Annotated in this window: 17 protein-coding genes and 1 pseudogene; 6 read left to right on the forward strand and 12 right to left on the reverse strand. The window is 59.2% G+C overall.

What is annotated here, in order from left to right; genetic code table 11:
• Positions 1-58: 58 nt before the first annotated feature.
• The 7 genes and pseudogenes from pssA to mrcB form a co-directional block, all read right to left on the reverse strand.
• Positions 59-916 (reverse strand): CDP-diacylglycerol--serine O-phosphatidyltransferase, encoded by an 858-nt coding sequence (gene pssA / locus AB4O25_RS14215; RefSeq protein WP_065876800.1) that lies wholly within the window; start codon positions 914-916, stop codon positions 59-61.
• 144 nt (positions 917-1,060) lie between these two features.
• Entirely contained in the window at positions 1,061-2,077 is a 1,017-nt protein-coding gene (ilvC, locus tag AB4O25_RS14220; RefSeq protein ID WP_003194132.1) for a ketol-acid reductoisomerase, read from the reverse strand.
• A 47-nt stretch (positions 2,078-2,124) separates the two neighbouring features.
• Complete coding sequence (gene ilvN / locus AB4O25_RS14225) at positions 2,125-2,616, reverse strand: acetolactate synthase small subunit (RefSeq protein WP_003176102.1); 492 nt, start codon at positions 2,614-2,616, stop codon at positions 2,125-2,127.
• A gap of 2 nt (positions 2,617-2,618) precedes the next feature.
• On the reverse strand, positions 2,619-4,343 hold the full coding sequence (locus tag AB4O25_RS14230) for an acetolactate synthase 3 large subunit (RefSeq protein ID WP_026067331.1): 1,725 nt from the start codon (positions 4,341-4,343) through the stop codon (positions 2,619-2,621).
• 431 nt (positions 4,344-4,774) lie between these two features.
• On the reverse strand, positions 4,775-5,104 hold the full coding sequence (locus tag AB4O25_RS14235; protein WP_017528763.1) for a YqcC family protein: 330 nt from the start codon (positions 5,102-5,104) through the stop codon (positions 4,775-4,777).
• On the reverse strand, positions 5,104-5,838 hold the full coding sequence (locus AB4O25_RS14240; RefSeq protein WP_017528764.1) for a tetratricopeptide repeat protein: 735 nt from the start codon (positions 5,836-5,838) through the stop codon (positions 5,104-5,106). Before AB4O25_RS14240 ends, AB4O25_RS14235 begins: the two co-directional genes overlap by 1 nt.
• Positions 5,839-5,854: 16 nt before the next feature.
• Positions 5,855-8,178, reverse strand: a pseudogene (gene mrcB, locus AB4O25_RS14245) (penicillin-binding protein 1B).
• A 118-nt stretch (positions 8,179-8,296) separates the two neighbouring features.
• On the opposite strand from mrcB, the gene AB4O25_RS14250 reads away from it, so the two are divergent.
• The 3 genes from AB4O25_RS14250 to AB4O25_RS14260 all read left to right on the forward strand — a co-directional run bounded on the left by AB4O25_RS14250 (position 8,297) and on the right by AB4O25_RS14260 (position 10,766).
• Complete coding sequence (locus tag AB4O25_RS14250; protein WP_135196738.1) at positions 8,297-9,853, forward strand: bifunctional aminoglycoside phosphotransferase/ATP-binding protein; 1,557 nt, start codon at positions 8,297-8,299, stop codon at positions 9,851-9,853.
• A gap of 92 nt (positions 9,854-9,945) precedes the next feature.
• Positions 9,946-10,290 carry a pentapeptide repeat-containing protein gene (locus AB4O25_RS14255; protein ID WP_017528767.1) on the forward strand — a complete coding sequence of 115 codons (345 nt, stop codon included), beginning with the start codon at positions 9,946-9,948 and terminating at the stop codon, positions 10,288-10,290.
• Positions 10,291-10,493: 203 nt separating this feature from the next.
• The gene (locus AB4O25_RS14260) at positions 10,494-10,766 is read left to right on the forward strand and encodes a TfoX/Sxy family protein (RefSeq protein WP_017528768.1); all 273 of its coding nucleotides are present in this window, start codon (positions 10,494-10,496) and stop codon (positions 10,764-10,766) included.
• Between the two features lie 244 nt (positions 10,767-11,010).
• Here the strand turns inward: AB4O25_RS14260 and AB4O25_RS14265 are convergent, their stop codons facing one another.
• From AB4O25_RS14265 to AB4O25_RS14275, 3 genes are read right to left on the reverse strand one after another with little or no spacing between them, the layout of a single operon-like run.
• Entirely contained in the window at positions 11,011-11,778 is a 768-nt protein-coding gene (locus tag AB4O25_RS14265) for a heme ABC transporter ATP-binding protein (protein ID WP_017528769.1), read from the reverse strand.
• Positions 11,778-12,761: a FecCD family ABC transporter permease gene (locus tag AB4O25_RS14270; protein WP_175404173.1), complete on the reverse strand. Its 984-nt coding sequence runs from the start codon at positions 12,759-12,761 to the stop codon at positions 11,778-11,780. The genes AB4O25_RS14265 and AB4O25_RS14270 overlap by 1 nt, the downstream gene beginning before the upstream one ends.
• A gap of 50 nt (positions 12,762-12,811) precedes the next feature.
• Positions 12,812-13,690, reverse strand: a complete 879-nt coding sequence (locus AB4O25_RS14275; protein WP_460149682.1) for a heme/hemin ABC transporter substrate-binding protein — start codon at positions 13,688-13,690, stop codon at positions 12,812-12,814.
• A gap of 156 nt (positions 13,691-13,846) precedes the next feature.
• On the opposite strand from AB4O25_RS14275, the gene AB4O25_RS14280 reads away from it, so the two are divergent.
• Positions 13,847-14,164 (forward strand): Rieske (2Fe-2S) protein, encoded by a 318-nt coding sequence (locus tag AB4O25_RS14280; RefSeq protein WP_017528772.1) that lies wholly within the window; start codon positions 13,847-13,849, stop codon positions 14,162-14,164.
• Here the strand turns inward: AB4O25_RS14280 and sfsA are convergent.
• Both sfsA and AB4O25_RS14290 read right to left on the reverse strand, forming a co-directional pair.
• A complete protein-coding gene (sfsA, locus tag AB4O25_RS14285) occupies positions 14,161-14,871 on the reverse strand; it encodes a DNA/RNA nuclease SfsA (protein WP_017528773.1) in 711 nt (236 codons plus the stop codon). The genes AB4O25_RS14280 and sfsA overlap by 4 nt on opposite strands.
• The gene (locus AB4O25_RS14290) at positions 14,871-16,043 is read right to left on the reverse strand and encodes a pyridoxal phosphate-dependent aminotransferase (protein WP_017528774.1); all 1,173 of its coding nucleotides are present in this window, start codon (positions 16,041-16,043) and stop codon (positions 14,871-14,873) included. Before AB4O25_RS14290 ends, sfsA begins: the two co-directional genes overlap by 1 nt.
• Positions 16,044-16,362: 319 nt before the next feature.
• Between AB4O25_RS14290 and dksA the strand changes: the two genes are divergently transcribed.
• Both dksA and gluQRS read left to right on the forward strand, forming a co-directional pair.
• Positions 16,363-16,794 (forward strand): RNA polymerase-binding protein DksA, encoded by a 432-nt coding sequence (gene dksA, locus AB4O25_RS14295; RefSeq protein ID WP_065876794.1) that lies wholly within the window; start codon positions 16,363-16,365, stop codon positions 16,792-16,794.
• Positions 16,795-16,877: 83 nt separating this feature from the next.
• Positions 16,878-17,765: a tRNA glutamyl-Q(34) synthetase GluQRS gene (gluQRS, locus tag AB4O25_RS14300; protein ID WP_017528776.1), complete on the forward strand. Its 888-nt coding sequence runs from the start codon at positions 16,878-16,880 to the stop codon at positions 17,763-17,765.
• The last annotated feature ends 6 nt before the right edge of the window (positions 17,766-17,771 follow it).

Below are 17,771 nucleotides of genomic sequence, written 5' to 3' on the forward strand. Positions count from 1 at the left end.
CTCCGCAGCATTGGAGGACTGATGCACCAATAGACTGCGGAGTATGGGGGAAATTACATTAAGGCAACGTTTTGTCCCGACGCAGATGCAGCAGGTACTGAATCGGCCCCGAGACGGCATAAACCAGAAATGCCAACAGCAGGATACGCGGCGGATCACTGAAGACCACGGCGAACGCCAGCACGACCACCAGGATAGCCACGAAGGGAACGCGCCCCTTAAGGTCCAGCTCCTTGAAGCTGTTGTACTTGATGTTACTGACCATCAACATCCCGGCCGCAGCGACCATCAAGGCCACCAGGAACGACATTTTCGATCCCTGGATGCCATAGTCACTAAACGCCCAGACGATCCCCGCCACTACACCCGCCGCCGCCGGACTGGCCAGGCCGATGAAGTAACGCTTGTCGGCAGTTCCTACCTGGGTATTGAAGCGTGCCAGACGCAACGCCGCGCCCGCGACATAAATAAAGGCAACCATCCACCCCACCTTGCCCATATCACCCAGCGCCCAGGCGAATGCCAAAAGCGCCGGAGCGACACCAAAGGCAACCATGTCCGAGAGCGAGTCGTACTCGGCACCGAAGGCACTTTGAGTATTGGTCATACGCGCCACGCGACCATCCAGGCCGTCGAGCACCATGGCGACAAAGATCGCAATGGCAGCAAAGCCGAAATACTTGCTGGCACTCGCAGCATCACCCGCCGCCAGCGCGCTCTGAGCACTCATGGAGTTGATAATGGAATAGAACCCGGCGAACAGGTTCGCCGTGGTGAACAGGTTGGGCAAAAGATAGATGCCACGATGCCGGACCTTGCGGCCTTCCGCGTCATGCCCTTCTTCGACATGCTCATCGATCGGCAGCAGGCTTTCGGCGTCAGAAGCCTGGCTTGGCTCTTCGGGACGTTCGCTCATGGACTTTACCTTGCAACGGTGTGAAAAAATTCGACAAATACTCGCGGCGAGTGTTCGCACGCAAACGATGCAGCTTTATACCAGAACCAGCCTCTCAAACGAAAAAACGCGGCCTAGGCCGCGTTTTCTCTTGATGCGCTCGACTTAGTTTTTGGCTTTGTCGACGATCTTGTTGGCACCGATCCACGGCATCATCGAGCGTAGTTGCTCGCCGATCACTTCGATACCGTGAGCAGCGTTGTTACGACGCTTGGCGGTCATCGAAGGGTAGCCGGTAGCGCCTTCGCTGATGAACATTTTGGCGTACTCGCCGTCCTGAATACGTTTCAGGGCGTTGCGCATGGCCTGACGGGACTCGGCGTTGATCACTTCCGGGCCAGTCACGTACTCGCCGTATTCGGCGTTGTTGGAGATCGAGTAGTTCATGTTGGCGATACCGCCTTCGTACATGAGGTCAACGATCAGCTTCAGTTCGTGCAGGCATTCGAAGTAGGCCATTTCCGGCGCATAGCCAGCTTCAACCAGGGTTTCGAAACCTGCTTTGACCAGCTCAACGGTACCGCCACACAGAACGGCTTGCTCGCCGAACAGGTCGGTTTCGGTCTCGTCCTTGAAGGTAGTTTCGATGATGCCGGTACGACCGCCACCCACGCCGGCAGCGTAGGACAACGCAACGTTCTTGGCGTTGCCGGAGGCGTCCTGGTAGATAGCGATCAGGTCTGGAATACCGCCGCCTTTCACGAACTCGGAACGTACGGTGTGACCTGGCGCTTTTGGCGCGATCATGATCACGTCCAGGTCAGCGCGCGGCACAACCTGGTTGTAGTGAATCGCGAAGCCGTGGGAAAAGGCCAGGGTGGCGCCTTTCTTGATGTTCGGCTCGATTTCGTTTTTGTACAGCGAGGACTGGAACTCGTCCGGAGTCAGGATCATGACCAGGTCGGCAGCCGCAACAGCGGAAGCAACGTCAGTCACTTTCAGGCCGTGAGCTTCAGCCTTGGCAACAGTGGCCGAGCCTTTACGCAGGCCAACAGTCACGTCAACGCCGGAATCTTTCAGGTTGCAGGCTTGCGCGTGACCTTGGGAGCCGTAGCCGATGATGGCGACTTTCTTGCCCTGGATGATCGACAGGTCACAATCTTTATCGTAATAAACTTTCATGAGGTTCCTCTATATATCCAGGCCGTAAGGCCATTCACTAATTTGGGTTAGATGCTGAGTACTTTGTCGCCACGGGCAATCCCGGTGACACCACTGCGTACCGTTTCCAGAATCGAGGCCGTCCCGATCGACTGGATGAAGCTGTCCAGCTTGTCGCTTGTACCGGTCAGTTGAACGGTATAAACGCTGGCACTCACATCGACGATCTGCCCGCGATAGATGTCGGTAGTGCGCTTGATCTCGGCACGTTGAGCACCCGTGGCCTTGACTTTAACCAGCATCAGCTCGCGCTCGATGTGGGCACTTTCCGACAGGTCGACCAGCTTGACCACTTCGATCAGCTTGTTGAGGTTCTTGGTGATCTGTTCGATCACTTCATCATGACCCACGGTGGTCAACGTCAGGCGCGACAGGGTCGGGTCTTCGGTCGGGGCCACGGTGAGGCTTTCGATGTTGTAGTTGCGTTGCGAAAACAGGCCGACAACACGAGACAGAGCGCCGGGTTCGTTCTCCAGAAGCAGGGAGATAATATGCCGCATGATTAAGTACGCTCCGTCTTGTTCAGCCACATGTCGCGCATAGAGCCGTCTTTGATCTGCATCGGATAGACGTGCTCGCTGGTATCCACCTGAATATCGATGAACACCAGGCGGTCTTTCATGGCGAACGCTTCTTCCATCTTCGGCTTTAGATCTTTCAAATCAGTGATGCGAATGCCGACATGGCCATAGGCTTCAACCAACTTGATGAAATCCGGCAACGATTCCATGTAGGAATGGGAGTGACGGCTACCGTAGCTCATGTCCTGCCACTGACGAACCATGCCCAGTACGCCATTGTTCAAGCAGACGATCTTCACCGGAAGGCCGTACTGCAGGCACGTCGACAACTCCTGGATGTTCATCTGGATGCTGCCTTCGCCGGTGACGCAGGCAACGTCGGCATCCGGGAAGCTCAGTTTCACCCCCATGGCCGCGGGAAAACCGAAGCCCATCGTGCCCAGGCCACCGGAGTTGATCCAGCGGTTGGGCTTGTCGAACTTGTAATACTGCGCGGCGAACATTTGGTGCTGGCCTACGTCGGAGGTCACAAAGGCATCGCCCTTGGTCACTTCGCACAGGGTCTCAATCACGGTTTGTGGCTTGATGATGCTGCCGTCGCCCTTGTCGTAAGGGAACAAGCCGCGATCGCCGCGCCATTCATCGATCTGCTTCCACCAACTGGCAACGGATTCCTTGTTCGGCGTCTCGCCGATGTCCTTGAGCGCGGCGACCATTTCTGTCAACACGCTTTCCACCGGCCCAACGATCGGCACGTCGGCCTTGATGGTCTTGGAAATGGACGCCGGGTCGATGTCGATGTGAATGATCTTGGCATTCGGGCAGAACTTGCTCGCGCCGTTGATCACACGGTCATCAAACCGTGCGCCCACCGCCAGGATCACGTCGGCGTGGTGCATGGTCAGGTTGGCGGTGTAGCTGCCGTGCATGCCGAGCATGCCGACAAACTGACGATCCGTGCCTGGAAATGCGCCGAGGCCCATCAGGGTATTCGTGACCGGCAGGTTGAGCATCTTGGCCAGTTCGGTCAACGGTGCGGAACCGCCGCCCAGAATCACGCCACCGCCCGAGTACAGCACTGGGCGCTTGGCCGCCAGAAGCATTTCTGCTGCCTTGCGGATTTGCCCAGAGTGCCCACGCACGGCCGGGCTGTAGGAGCGCAGCTTGGCTTTCTTCGGGAAAACGTATTCGAATTTTTCAGCCGGGTTGGTCATGTCTTTCGGGATATCGACCACTACAGGACCCGGACGACCGGACTGAGCGAGGTAGAAGGCCTTTTTCATGACTTCCGGGATTTCCGACGCATGCTTGATCATGAAGCTGTGTTTCACGATCGGCCGGGAGATACCGATCATGTCGGTTTCCTGGAATGCATCGGTACCGACCATGGTGCTAGGCACCTGGCCAGAGATGATCACCATCGGGATAGAGTCCATATACGCAGTCGCGATGCCGGTAATGGCATTGGTTGCGCCTGGGCCAGAGGTCACCAGTACCACACCGGCTTTACCGGTGGCACGGGCATAACCGTCAGCCATATGGGTCGCGGCCTGTTCGTGGCGAACCAGGATGTGGGTAACAGCCGGCTCCTTGAACAGTGCGTCGTAAACATGCAGCAGAGCACCACCTGGGTACCCGTAGATATAGTCGACGCCTTCGTCACGCAAAAAGCGGACGAGCATCTCACCGCCAGATAAAAGCTCCACGTTGTTCACCTCTAAAACGCCAGAATACCGTCCGTTGAAAACCGACGGGTCTTAATAGGTTTACTTCTCAACAGAGCATGAGCGACGGTGGTCGCCGACTACGTCAGCACTGACTGAGCAAGTATTGGGATCGTCCCAAGTGTTGCGGGCTTTTCCCACCCAGCGCGAGGTAACGCGTTGCGGGTGTAACAGGTCGGCGCGGATGTGCGCCTCATGATCTGCCGAGCGGGCCTGCTTCTGGCAGTCCCGATACAGCGGACTTTGGATTCTTGTGTTTCAGGCCCTTCAAGTCAAGCAATAATTGCGCTTTTTTCCAACTAAGCGCATGAGAACGTAGAAGAAAGGCCTTTGAGGAGGGATAAAACTCGCCTGAATGTCGTCAAGCGGTAGAAATATGCGCAAGACTGCCGAAAAACCCGGCAGTCAGGCAATTAACGAGCGTCGACGATCAATTGATCGAACTTTTTCAGCGCATTGCGCAATCCAAGGCTCTCGCGTGGCCGATCGGCGTAAACCATCTCTGCCATTTCGAGGATGCCCGAGGCATTGGGCAACGGCAGGTCCTGTTCGAGGATCTGCTTCATACGTGCCAGGAAGATCCACTGCAGCCACTGATGGAAATCCAGTGTGTCCACCGAAAACGGCTCGACGCTGCTGAGCGCCTGCGCACTGGGGGACACTTCGTCCCACCAGCCCTGCACGCGCAACTCGCGCTCGATCAGCAATAACTGTTCGGCTATCGCGGGAAACCGTGCATCCATCAGAGGTTGACCTTGGCTTTTTGACGGGCCTGCGCAGCGCCGGCGGCATCGCCTTGCGCAGCACGTGCATCACCAATCAGAGCCCACAGGCTGGCTTGCAGGTCGGGACGACCATTGGCCAGCGAGAGCCCACGACGAGCGAACTGCTCGGCTTGCGGCGCATCCCCCTGGGCCATGCGGACCTGTGCCAGGCGGTACAGCACTTGCGGCTCGCGAGGCGCAACGCGTTGCGCGCGCTCAAGGCTGGACGACGCACCGTTCAAATCGCCCCCCGCCTGTTGTTGCTGCGCAGTGGTCAGCAGCGCCAGCACCGGGCCATCCAACTGCTCATCAGCCGACAGGCCGCCCGCATTGGAAGACGAAGGAATGCCACTCGGCGTCGACGGCATCGTGTAGGTGCCTTGGTTGACCGGCGCCGCCTGAATCGGCGCAGCGTCGATCGGCCCGGAAGTGCTTGGCCCTGGCGTCCACGGCTCCGCACTGATCGGCGCCGACGTGGCAGCACCGCCGCCCGGCACCATCACTACAACGCCCGAATCCTGAGGCATGGCCTGCGGCTTGGCTTGCGCCGGACGGTTGGTCACGGTCTGGCGGAAACCGCCATTGGCCGAGATGCGGTCGTTATTGGAAACGGCCGTGCTCGAGTCCACCACGGGAATGGAGCCGCGCTGCACGCTGGAACAGCCGCCGAGCAAAGCCAGAACTGTAATCGCTGGAATACACCACTTGTTCACTTGAAACCCTCTTTGCTTAATTCATCCAGCCCTTGACCCAGTCCATCACCGATTCCGCGTCAGCGGGGGCACCGCCACCGCACGCAGCTCCAGGAGGTGGTTCGCTGCCGCGAATATACGGCATCTGCACCGCGCCCGGGCAGTTGGCATCGGAGCCTTGACCTGTGTGCGGATCAATCCAGGCCTGCACGATGTTATCCGGCTGCGGCATGTTTAACGGCAGCGGGTCGGCCTTGCGCATGAAACTGGTCCAGACCTGCAGCGCACCGGTCGCACCGGTAAACGGCGTCTTGCCATTATCGTCACGACCCAGCCACACCACCGCCAGCACGTCCTGACCAAAACCGGCGAACCAACTGTCACGTGAGTCGTTACTGGTACCGGTCTTGCCCGCCAACGTGAGGTTGGACGGCAGCACTTTATAGACAGAACTGCCGGTACCTTCGCGCATCACGCGCTGCATCGCGTTCTGGATCAGGTAGATCGAACCCGCATCGAAACGCTGCTGGATCTGGAACGGGTAGCGCTTGAGCGGCTCACCTTCAGCGGTCAGCACACTGCGAATCCCGCGCATAGGGGTATTGAAACCGCCGTTGGCGAGGGTCTGATACATGGTCGCGACTTCCATCGGCGTCATTGCGCCAGCACCCAGCAGGATCGACGGAAAGGCCGGGAACTCACGGGTAATACCCAGTCGCGCCAGGGTCTTGAGAACATTCGGCACGCCCACTTCAAGGCCCAGGCGCGAAGTGGAAATGTTGTAGGAATGCGCCAGCCCCTGGTACAGGAATACGGTGCCATGGGAGCGGCGATCGAAGTTCTGCGGCGTCCACACCTGGCCATCCCCGCCTTTGACCGACAATGGGTCATCCGACAGCCAACTGGTCAGGGTGTATTTGCTCGGTTTTTCCAACGCCGTCAGGTAGACCGCCGGCTTGACCAGCGAGCCGATCGGCCGCACCGCATCCAGAGCACGGTTGAAGCCGGCAAAGCTGGCCTGGCGACTGCCGATCATGGCCTGGACTTCACCCGTTTCCGGGTTGGTCACCACCATCGCCGCTTCTACTTCATCGGAACCTTTACGGCCCGTCAGACGCTTGAAGGTGTCGTTGACCGACGCTTCCGCTTTCATCTGCAGGATCGGGTCAAAACTGGTAAAGATCCGCAGGCCTTCTTCGGTCAAGTCTTCGTCGCGGTAATCTTCACGTAACTGGCGTTTAACCAAATCGATGAAGCCGGGGAAAGAGCTGTCCGCCAATTTGCCACGAGTGGTCACACCCAATGGCATTTTCTTCGCTGCTGCAACTTGCTCAGCGGTGGCCACACCCTGCTGCTCCAACACATCAAGCACCAGGTTGCGACGCTCCAACGCACGCTCAGGGTTGCGGCGCGGGTTGTAGTAGGACGGGCCCTTGACCATGCCCACCAACAAGGCGACCTGATGCAACTTCAGCTCGGACAGCGGCTGACCGAAGAAGAACTGGCTGGCCAGACCGAAACCGTGTACCGCACGCTGGCCATCCTGGCCGACGAAGACCTCGTTGAGGTACGCCTCGAGGATTTCCTGCTTGCTGTAGTGCAGCTCAAGCAGCATCGCCATCATGGCTTCGGTGAGTTTGCGGGTCAGGCTGCGCTCGCTGGTCAGGTAGAAGTTCTTGACCAACTGCTGGGTCAGCGTACTGCCGCCCTGAGTCATCTTGCCGCCGGAGGTGTTGATCCAGATCGCGCGGGCAATCGACTTCGGCGAGACGCCCCAGTGGCTATAAAAGTCGCGGTCCTCGACGGCAACCAGGGTTTCAAGCAGATACGGCGGCACCTGATCAAGCTTGATCAAGATGCGATCTTCAAGGTTCTTCGGGTAAATCCCACCGATCATCAGTGGTTCGAGGCGCACCACCGGTAGCTTAGAGCCGTTGAGCGATGACAGCTCCGCCACATAGTCACCGGAAAAACGCACGCGTACCGGCTGGGCTTTTTCCAGGCCTTCATAGAATTGAAAGCCGCGGGTATTCAGGTCGACCGTATTACCGCTGACAGCCGCCGCGCCCGGCCCGTTGCTCACGGGTTCACGACGGTAGCCCAGGGCATCGAGCTCAGTGAGGAAGTCATCCTTGCTCAGCTTCTGGCCAGTGAACAGCTCCAGCGGGCGCGCGTACACCTTGGCCGGAATGGTCCAGCGCTTGCCGGAGAACTTCTCCTGGACCACGGCGTCGAGGTACACCGCGACGCCTGCGAGCACCACAAGGCCCACAAGGCCGAGCTTGAGCGCCCAGCCGAGCCACGGACGCAGGCCACTGGAAGGAGGTTTTTACGGGAACGGGGAGATCGGGTTCGAGTCATGGCGGCGGATTATACGCACTTTATTGATGTTCAACATGAGCCCGACAGCGGTTTGCACGACCGCCCGTAGCGGCCATAATGCCCGCCATGATTTCCCCCAGACTCTGAAGGATCGCCCGTGAGCCAAACACTGATCGCTGCCCTGCAAAACCCGGCTTTATACCCGCATCCGGTTGAAGCGTTCCACGTCATCGAAACCCATATTTCGTGGGTAGTGCTCACGGGGCCTTACGCTTATAAATTGAAGAAGCCGATGAACTTCGGCTTTCTGGATTTCACCGATCTGGAAAAACGCGGCCACTTTTGCAACGAAGAACTGCGCCTCAACCAACGCTTGACCCAGGATTTGTATCTGGACGTGCTGCCGATTACCGGTACGGCCGACGCACCTCGATTGGGCGGTGAAGGGCCGGTGATCGAGTACGCACTGAAGATGCGTCAGTTCCCGCAAAGCCAATTGCTCAGCACTTTGCAGGCCAACGGCGAGCTGACCAGCGTACACATCGATGAGATGGCCAAACAAATTGCGCACTTTCATCTCACCGCACCAAAGGTCCCGCAGGAACACCCCGCCGGTACCGCGAACGAAGTGATGGCACCGGTTCGGCAGAACTTCGATCAGATTCGCCCGTTTCTCAGCGATAAAGCCGACCTGGCCCAACTGGAAGCGCTCCAAGCCTGGGCCGAAAGCAGCTTCGAACGCCTTAGACCCCTGCTGGCACAGCGCAAAATCGACGGTTTCACTCGCGAGTGCCACGGTGACATTCACCTGGGTAACGCCACCTTGATCGATGGCCACGTAGTGATCTTCGACTGCATCGAGTTCAACGAACCGTTCCGTTTTACCGACGTGTACGCCGACACCGCGTTCCTGGCCATGGACCTGGAAGACCGCGGCCTCAAGTCCCTCGCTCGCCGCTTCATCAGCCAATACCTGGAGCTGACCGGCGATTATCAGGGCCTTGAACTGCTGAATTTCTACAAAGCCTACCGCGCACTGGTACGCGCCAAGGTGTCGCTGTTCAGTATGCCGAGCGAGGCAAGCCCGGTGCAGCGCGCCACCACCCTGCGTCAATACCGCAACTACGCCAACCTGGCGGAAAGCTACAGCACCATTCCGTCGCGTTTCCTGGCGATTACCCACGGCGTGTCCGCAGTGGGCAAAAGCCACGTCGCCATGCGCCTGGTAGAAGCACTGGGGGCCATACGCTTGCGGTCGGACGTGGAGCGCAAGCGCCTGTTCGGCGAGCAGCAGGTAGAAAACACCCCGCAGGCGGGTATTTACACCACAGATGCCAGCGCCAAGACCTACGCTCGCCTGAATGAAATCGCCGACACCGTGCTACGCGCCGGTTTCCCGGTGGTGCTGGATGCCACTTTCCTCAAGCGCGAGCAGCGCGACGCAGCCGCCAAGGTTGCCGAAGCCACTGGCGCTCCCTTCCTGATCCTGGATTGCAACGCGCCATCAGCTGTTATCGCCAGTTGGCTGGCACAACGTCAGACAGATAAAAATGATCCGTCTGACGCTACGCTGGCCGTTATTGAAGAACAGCAGGCCAACCGTGACCCGCTGACCGCTGAAGAGCTGCTGCTGAGCAAATGTGTCGAGACCAACCAAAGCGGAACCCTCGATGCGTTGGTTGCACAAATTCGTCAACGCCTGCCTGGTCTGTAAGAAAAATTTCTTGGGCGTGTCGTCTTCTTGGGCGCACGCCCCAGCAATAGTGGCACTATAATGGCGTCATAAATCCAACAGGAGGTGCCCTCATGAGTCAGCCTAAGCTTCTTGATACCCCGCTCTACGCGCTCCTGCATAAAGACGATATTCGAGGCTTCAATCATCAACGCCCGAAAGAAGGCGTCATCGACATGCGCGGTGGCGACTTCCGTGGGCTGGACTTACGCGACCTGCACGCGGATGACGTGGATTTCACTGATGCGTACTTCCGCTCCGCCGATCTGCGCGGCCTGGATTTGCGTCACTGCTCGCTGGAGGGCGCCAGCCTGGCCCATGCACAGATTTCGGGCACCTACTTCCCGCCTGAGTTGACCGCCGACGAAATCCTTATGTCGGTCAACTTCGGCACCCGCCTGCGCTATCGCACCAAGTAATACATCCGCCCAAGGCCCGACTACGCGCAATGCGTAGCGGGCGCTTTACCCTGCCCGCCGTCAAAATCCCCGCGCCATTCTTATAAGCTTTTGGGCCGTTTCGGACCAAAGAACCACGCTTTTCCTACTGAGCGCTACACTCCCTTTCAGGCTTGCCTGGTCACGATACCCACCGCACCATTCGGCCGTTGCAAGGAGGCTTGATGAACGATGAGCTGCAACACCTGAAGAACCTCGGCAAGACATCAGCACAATGGCTGCATGCGGTGGGCATCCACAGTGCATCGGACTTGCGTCGCCTGGGGGCGGTCGATGCGTATCGAGCCGTAAGGACCCGTGGCTTCCGGGCCTCCAAGGTTTTGTTGTACGCCATTGAAGGCGCCTTGATGGATGTGCACTGGAACGACATTCCTGCGGAGCGCAAGGAAGCATTGAACCGGCAACTGGAGGCGATTGCAGCGCGCCAGAAAATTTAAAATGGCCGGCAAACCCAAGGTCTACGCGGGTTTCGAACAGATGTTTGAGAAAAAACCAAAAGCAGGCAAAAACAACTGTTGACTCACAAATGAGAATCGTTATGATTATCACAACTGGTCGCGAGATCAGCCGATAACTGAAAGACCATTGGTTCGGACTCTCAGATTATCTCCTCATCAGGCTAATCACGGTTATTTGACCCGGCTCTTGCCGGGTCTTTTTTTGCCTGCGCGAAAGCTGGCATCACCGCGTGATAATCAACGGATGCCCACGTTCCGGATGCGGCTGCACCAACACATCCAGCCCAAACACCGCTTTAAGCGGCTCGGGCCGCATCACCTGTGCCGGCATATCCAGAGTATGCGGGCGCCCCTTCTCCAGCAGCAAAATGCGGTCACAGTAACGCGCGGCCAGGTTCAAGTCGTGAAGGATTACCAGCACCGCCGCCCCGCGATCGGCAAACGCCCGAATAGCCTGCAAGGTCGTGTGTTGGTGTAGAGGATCAAGCATTGATGTGGGCTCATCCAGCAACAAGGTCTGCCCCGCCTCTCCAGGCCATAGCTGCGCCAGCACGCGCGCCAGGTGCACGCGTTGACGCTCCCCGCCGGATAACGCCAGGTAACTGCGGCCCTTCAAGTGCGCGACATCCGCCGCCTGCAAGGCCGCCTGGATGATCTCGTCATCGCGTACGCGGCCGGTTTGATGAGGTAGACGGCCCATGCCGACCACCTCTTCGACACGGAACGCAAAATCCAGGGTCGAGGTTTGCGGCAACACCGCCAGTCGCTGTGCACGCTGCGATCCGCTCCAGTTTTCCAGCGCTTGCTGATCCAGCCACACCTTGCCCTGATTGGGGCGTAACTCACCGCATAACGCACCGAGCAGCGTACTTTTCCCGGCGCCGTTGGGGCCCAGCACGCCGAGCACTTCGCGCGGCAGCAGGTCCAGGGTGATATCCGCCAGCACAGTCTTGCCGCCGCGACGAATCTGCAGGTCTTGCACACTCAACATCAGGCACGCCCCCGCAACAACAGGTAAAGAAAAAACGGCGCGCCAATGAACGCGGTCACGATACCGATGGGCAGTTCAGCCGGTGCCAAGGCCAGCCGCGCGACCAGATCGGCAAACAACAGCAAACTCGCGCCCGCCAATACCGAAGCCGGCAACAACACCCGGTGATCAGGCCCCGCCAGCAACCGCACCAAATGCGGCACTACCAGCCCGACAAAACCAATCATGCCCGCCGCCGCCACCGCAGCCCCTACCCCCAAGGCAGTGCAAAACACCAATTCACGCTTGAGCCTTTCAACGTCAATTCCAAGATGATTGGCCTCGGATTCACCCAGCAACAATGCATTCAGTGCTTTCGCCCGGCGCGGCAACCACAGCGCCACCCCAGCGCTGACCAGCAGCAACGGCCACAACCGCGAATAACTGGCACCGTTGAGACTGCCCAGATTCCAGAACGCCAGAGTGCGCAGAGTGGCGTCATCCGCCAGGTAGGTGAACAGGCCTACCGCCGAACCGGCCAACGCCGTAAGGGCGATACCCGCGAGCAGCATCGTCGCGACATTGGTCTGGCCGTTATGCCGCCCCAGGCGATAGACCAGCGCGGTAACGCCCAACCCGCCCAAAAAAGCGCACAACGACAGCAAGTAGGGCCCGAGTGCATCCGGCAGCCCACCCAACAGCGAACCGCCGACAATCGCGATAGCCGCCCCCAGCGCCGCGCCACTGGAAACGCCCACCAAACCCGGATCTGCCAGCGGGTTGCGAAACAGCCCCTGCATCGCCACGCCCGACAAGGCCAATACGCCACCCACCGCCAGGCCCAGCAAGGTTCGCGGCAGACGAATCTGCCCCAGGATCAGTTCAGCCTGCTCCAAACCTTGCGCTTCGATCGGCACGCCGACCAACCGCAACGCCGCCTTGAGCGTATCCAGCAACGGCAAACTCACCGGCCCCAGTGCCAACGAGAGCCAGGTCGCTAACACACACAACAGCGACAGCCCGACAAACAGTGTTTTCGGTTTAACCAGAGAGGTCATGGGGAAGGCTTGGCCTGAGGCGGATAAAAGCCGCTGGATAAATGCACCAGGCTTTGCGGCAGGCGCGGCCCAAGCCCGCCCACCAACAGCGTCGGATCCAATTCAAATACTCGCCCATTCTTTGCGGCAGGCGTTGAAGCCAGGATCGGATTTTCCTTGAACAACGCCGCGCGTGCCGCATCCCCCGTAAGGGCACGGTCAGCAAATACCAGTACATCCGGGCTCAACCCTGCCAGCGACTCCACGGAAAACGGTTTGTAACCACTATGGGTGGCCAAGTTATGCCCACCCGCCTGCCGCAGCACCCAATCGCCCGCCGTGTCTTTACCGGCGATCAACGGCTTGCCCCCGGCATGGCCGATCAGCAACAACACACCCGGCGCCTTTTGCGTGGACCGGGCCTTGGCAACCCAGTTTTTTTGCTGAACCAGCGCCTGTTCATATTCGGCAAACAATTCGCGGGCCTTGGTTTCGTCCCCGAGTAATTTGCCCAGGTGTTGAAGATTGCCGTTCAAGCTCGGCAGATCTGGCTGCGCGGAGAACATTTCGACCTGGACACCTGCGTTGCGAATCTGCGCCAGCACCGGCGGCGGCCCCATCTCTTCGGTACCCACCAACACCTGGGGGCGCAGGCTGAGAATACCTTCGGCCGACAACTGCCGCTGATAACCAATGCTGGGTAGGGCCTTGAGCGATTCAGGATGCTGACTGGTGGTATCCACCCCCACCAGTTTCGACTCGCCGCCCAACGCCGTCACCCATTCAGACAGCGCCCCACCGGCACTCACCCAGCGTTGTGGCGGCTCAGAGGCTTGCGCCCCGGGGTTGACCAGCAGTCCGACAACAAGCGCAATAGCGCTGGCACTCAGGCGCATAACAGGGTTTCCTTCCAGAAGCAGGGCCTCTTGAGCGCTCACGAATGTGACAGATAATCCCTGCCAGGCATCGAACCGAGTACTCAGTCAGCAAACGGGCGAAGCCCGCATTTGATAATTGTTTGCATTTGAACGTCAAGGCACTTAAGGATTGTAATGAAGTTTCTCTGCCCCTCTGATGAGCTAGCGCCAGACAGCAGCCGCGGGTTTGATATCGACGGCTGCAAGCTATTGGCGGTGCGCCGGGAGGGCATTGCCTACTTCTATATCAACCGCTGCCCCCATCGAGGCATCCCCCTGGAATGGCACCCTGATCGCTTCCTCGACGACAGCGCCAGCCTGATCCAGTGCGCCACCCACGGTGCACTGTTCCTGATCGAGAGCGGCGAATGCATCGCAGGCCCGTGCGCCGGCAAGAGTCTCATTGCGCTGCCCGGCCGTGAAGACGAACAAGGCCTGTGGGTAGACGTCTAGTCGAGCAGCACGTCCAATCGGCGGTCCACGCCAATTTCCTCGGATGTCACCCGTACGCCATAGGCCAGCACTTCCACGCCGGCCGCCTTGGCTTCGCGCAGGGCCGCAGCGTAGATGGCGTCGATTTCCACCGCCGGGCGCACCGCATCAATGCCCGACAGGTTGACGCAATACAACTGCACCGCCCGCACACCCTGCCGCGCCAGGTGCGCCAGCTCGCGCAGATGCTTGGCGCCACGCTGGGTCACCGCATCGGGGAAAGCGGCAACCCTGCTGTCGTCAAAGCCTAGGGTGACGCTTTTAACTTCCACGTAGGCCGCGCCGTCCGGGTATTCCAGCCGGAAGTCGATCCGACTTTTCTCCTGACCGTAGGGCACTTCACGCTTCAATGCGGTGAAGCCGTTGAGTTCCGTGATCACGCCCGCGCGCAACGCTTCCTCCACCAACTGATTGGCGCGCGCCGTGTTCACACATGCCAGGCGCCCTTGCGGTGTTTCGGCAATTTCCCAGGTACCAGGCAATTTACGCTTGGGGTCACTGGAACGGCTGAACCAGACCTGCCCGCCTTCGACCATGCAATTGAGCATGGAACCGGTGTTTGGACAGTGAATGGTGAGCAACTCGCCGGTAACGGTTTCGATATCGGTGAGAAAGCGCTTGTAGCGCCGGATCAGCCGACCCTCTTCGAGGGGAGGATAAAAACGCATCAGCCTTGCCAACTCCGCAGACCACGGGCAATTCGCTCTACGGCTTCCTGTAGGCGCTCAAGGTTTTGGGTGTAGGCAAAACGCACGTGGTGGCCGGCTTGATAGCGACCAAAATCCAATCCGGGGGTAAAGGCGACGTGTTCGGTTTCCAGGAAGTGACGACAAAACGCGAAGGCATCACCGCCGAACGCGCTGATATCGGCGTACAAATAGAATGCACCTTGCGGCTCTATCGCGATGCCGAAACCCAGTTCGCGCAGGGCCGGCAATAGAAAGTCGCGACGGCGGCCAAATTCGGTGCGGCGCTCTTCCAGAATGCTCAGGGTTTGCGGGGTAAAGCAGGCCAGCGCCGCATGCTGAGCCATGCTGGGTGCGCTGATATAGAGGTTCTGCGCCAGTTTTTCCAGTTCACTTACCGCCGCCGGCGGGGCTACCAGCCACCCCAGGCGCCAGCCGGTCATACCGAAATACTTGGAAAAACTATTGAGCACGAAGGCATCGTCGTCGACTTCCAGCACACTCGCGGCGTCTGTGCCGTAAGTCAGACCGTGATAGATCTCGTCCACCACCAGATGGCCGTCACGTGCCTTGATCGCGCTCGAAAGCCCAGCCAACTCGTCCCGCGTGAGCATCGTCCCGGTAGGGTTGGCCGGAGAGGCGACCAGCGCGCCTACGCTGTCCTGGTCCCAGTGCTTGGCGACCAGGTCGGCAGTCAACTGGTAGCGCACTTCAGGGCCCACGGGCACCAGTTGGGCGGCACCTTCAACCAGCCGCAGAAAGTGCCGGTTACAGGGGTAACCGGGATCTGCCAGCAGCCAGTGCTTACCCGGATCGACCAGCAGGCTGCTGGCCAACAACAACGCGCCGGAACCGCCAGGCGTGATCAGAATGCGCTCGGGGTCTACGCACAATCCGTAACGCTGCTGGTAAAACCCGCTGATGGCTTCGCGCAACTCCGGCAAGCCACGAGCGGCCGTGTAACGGGTCTTGCCATTGGCCAGCGCCGCCTGGCCGGCCTGGATAATCGGCTCGGCGGTAGTGAAATCCGGCTCGCCGATTTCCAGGTGGATCACATCATGGCCAGCAGCCTGCAGCTCATTGGCCCGCGCCAGCAATGCCATGACATGAAAAGGTTCGATGGCGCGACTGCGCGCACTGTAGGGCTGAGCCATTAGCCTTCCTTAACGGTGAGGACAAAATCCGGATTCTACCGAACCCTGGCGCTAAAACATGCTCTATTGCCTGTTCGGCCGCCAGTGTGGTCCGGGCAAGCGCGTACAAAACGACTAAAATCAACATCCGAGCCGAGACATACCCAGCCACGACAGGCGATTGCAGTTTGCAACCTCTGCGCGACGGGCCTCGACAACCGGGAGTGGCGCACCCCGAATCTATCTGGTAAGTTCGCCCGCTTGCAGCCGCAGGGCCGGCAGGTGTCGGTGACGTTGCAATCCTGCGCAATGGATTAGAAGAGTGAGAGGCGGTCTATTCATGTCCACCCAAGACAAGCAAAACATCAGCGGCTTCGAACCTTACGTAGAAAAGAAAGGTGAGGAGTACATGGGCGAGCCCATGCGCGCGCATTTCACCAAGATCCTGAACAAGTGGAAACAGGACTTGATGCAGGAAGTTGACCGCACCGTTGACCACATGAAGGACGAAGCAGCCAATTTTCCTGACCCGGCCGACCGTGCCAGCCAGGAGGAAGAATTTGCCCTCGAACTGCGCGCCCGTGACCGCGAGCGCAAGCTGATCAAGAAGATCGACAAGACCCTGCAACTGATCAAGGACGAAGAATACGGCTGGTGCGAATCCTGCGGCGTCGAGATCGGCATTCGCCGCCTGGAAGCCCGCCCGACTGCGGACCTGTGCGTAGACTGCAAGACCTTGGCCGAAATCAAGGAAAAACAGGTCGGCAAGTAATCCTGCCGGGCTGAACGAATGGGGCGTGCGAACGCCCCATTTTTGTTTCTGGCGTTTACCGATTTTCCAGTAGTATCCGGCCCATGACAGCCTCTACCTATATCGGGCGTTTTGCCCCCACGCCCAGCGGCCATTTGCATTTCGGCTCACTGGTCGCCGCCCTCGCTTCTTACCTTGACGCCCGCGCCCACAAAGGCCGTTGGCTGATGCGCATGGAAGACCTTGACCCTCCCCGCGAAGAGCCCGGCGCACAGGCTGCGATTCTTCATGCATTGGAAAGCTATGGTTTCGAATGGGACGGTGAACTGGTCCGACAAAGCGAGCGGCATGATGCCTACGCCAAGGTATTGAACGACCTGTTCAACCATGGCTTGGCCTACGCCTGCACCTGCTCGCGCAAACAGCTGGAACCCTATAACGGGATCTATCCCGGCCTGTGCCGCAATGCCGGCCATGAGCAGCAGAATGCGGCCATCCGCTTGCGTGTTCCTGAGCTGGAATACCACTTTACCGACCGCGTGCAAGGCGAATTCCGACAACACTTGGGCCGCGATGCAGGAGACTTCGTTATCCGTCGCCGTGACGGTCTCTACGCCTACCAACTGGCCGTGGTGCTGGATGATGCCTGGCAAGGCGTTACCGATATCGTGCGCGGCGCCGACCTGCTCGATTCCACCCCGCGCCAGCTGTACCTGCAAGAGCTGCTGGGCCTGCGCCAACCACGCTATTTGCACGTGCCATTGATCGTCCAGCCGGACGGTAACAAGCTGGGCAAGTCCTACCGTTCACCGCCGTTGACGCCAGGCCAGGCCACCCCCTTGCTGGTCAGGGCCTTGCGCGCGCTCGGCCAGCAACCGGCGGCCGAACTGCTTCATGCCAGCCCGCGGGAGCTGCTCGACTGGGGCATCGAGCACTGGGATGCCACACTGATCCCACGCACACTGACGCTGGCCGAGGCGCAATTGAGCTGAAGGCGC

It is taken from the genome of Pseudomonas sp. S3_A03 (assembly GCF_054668275.1).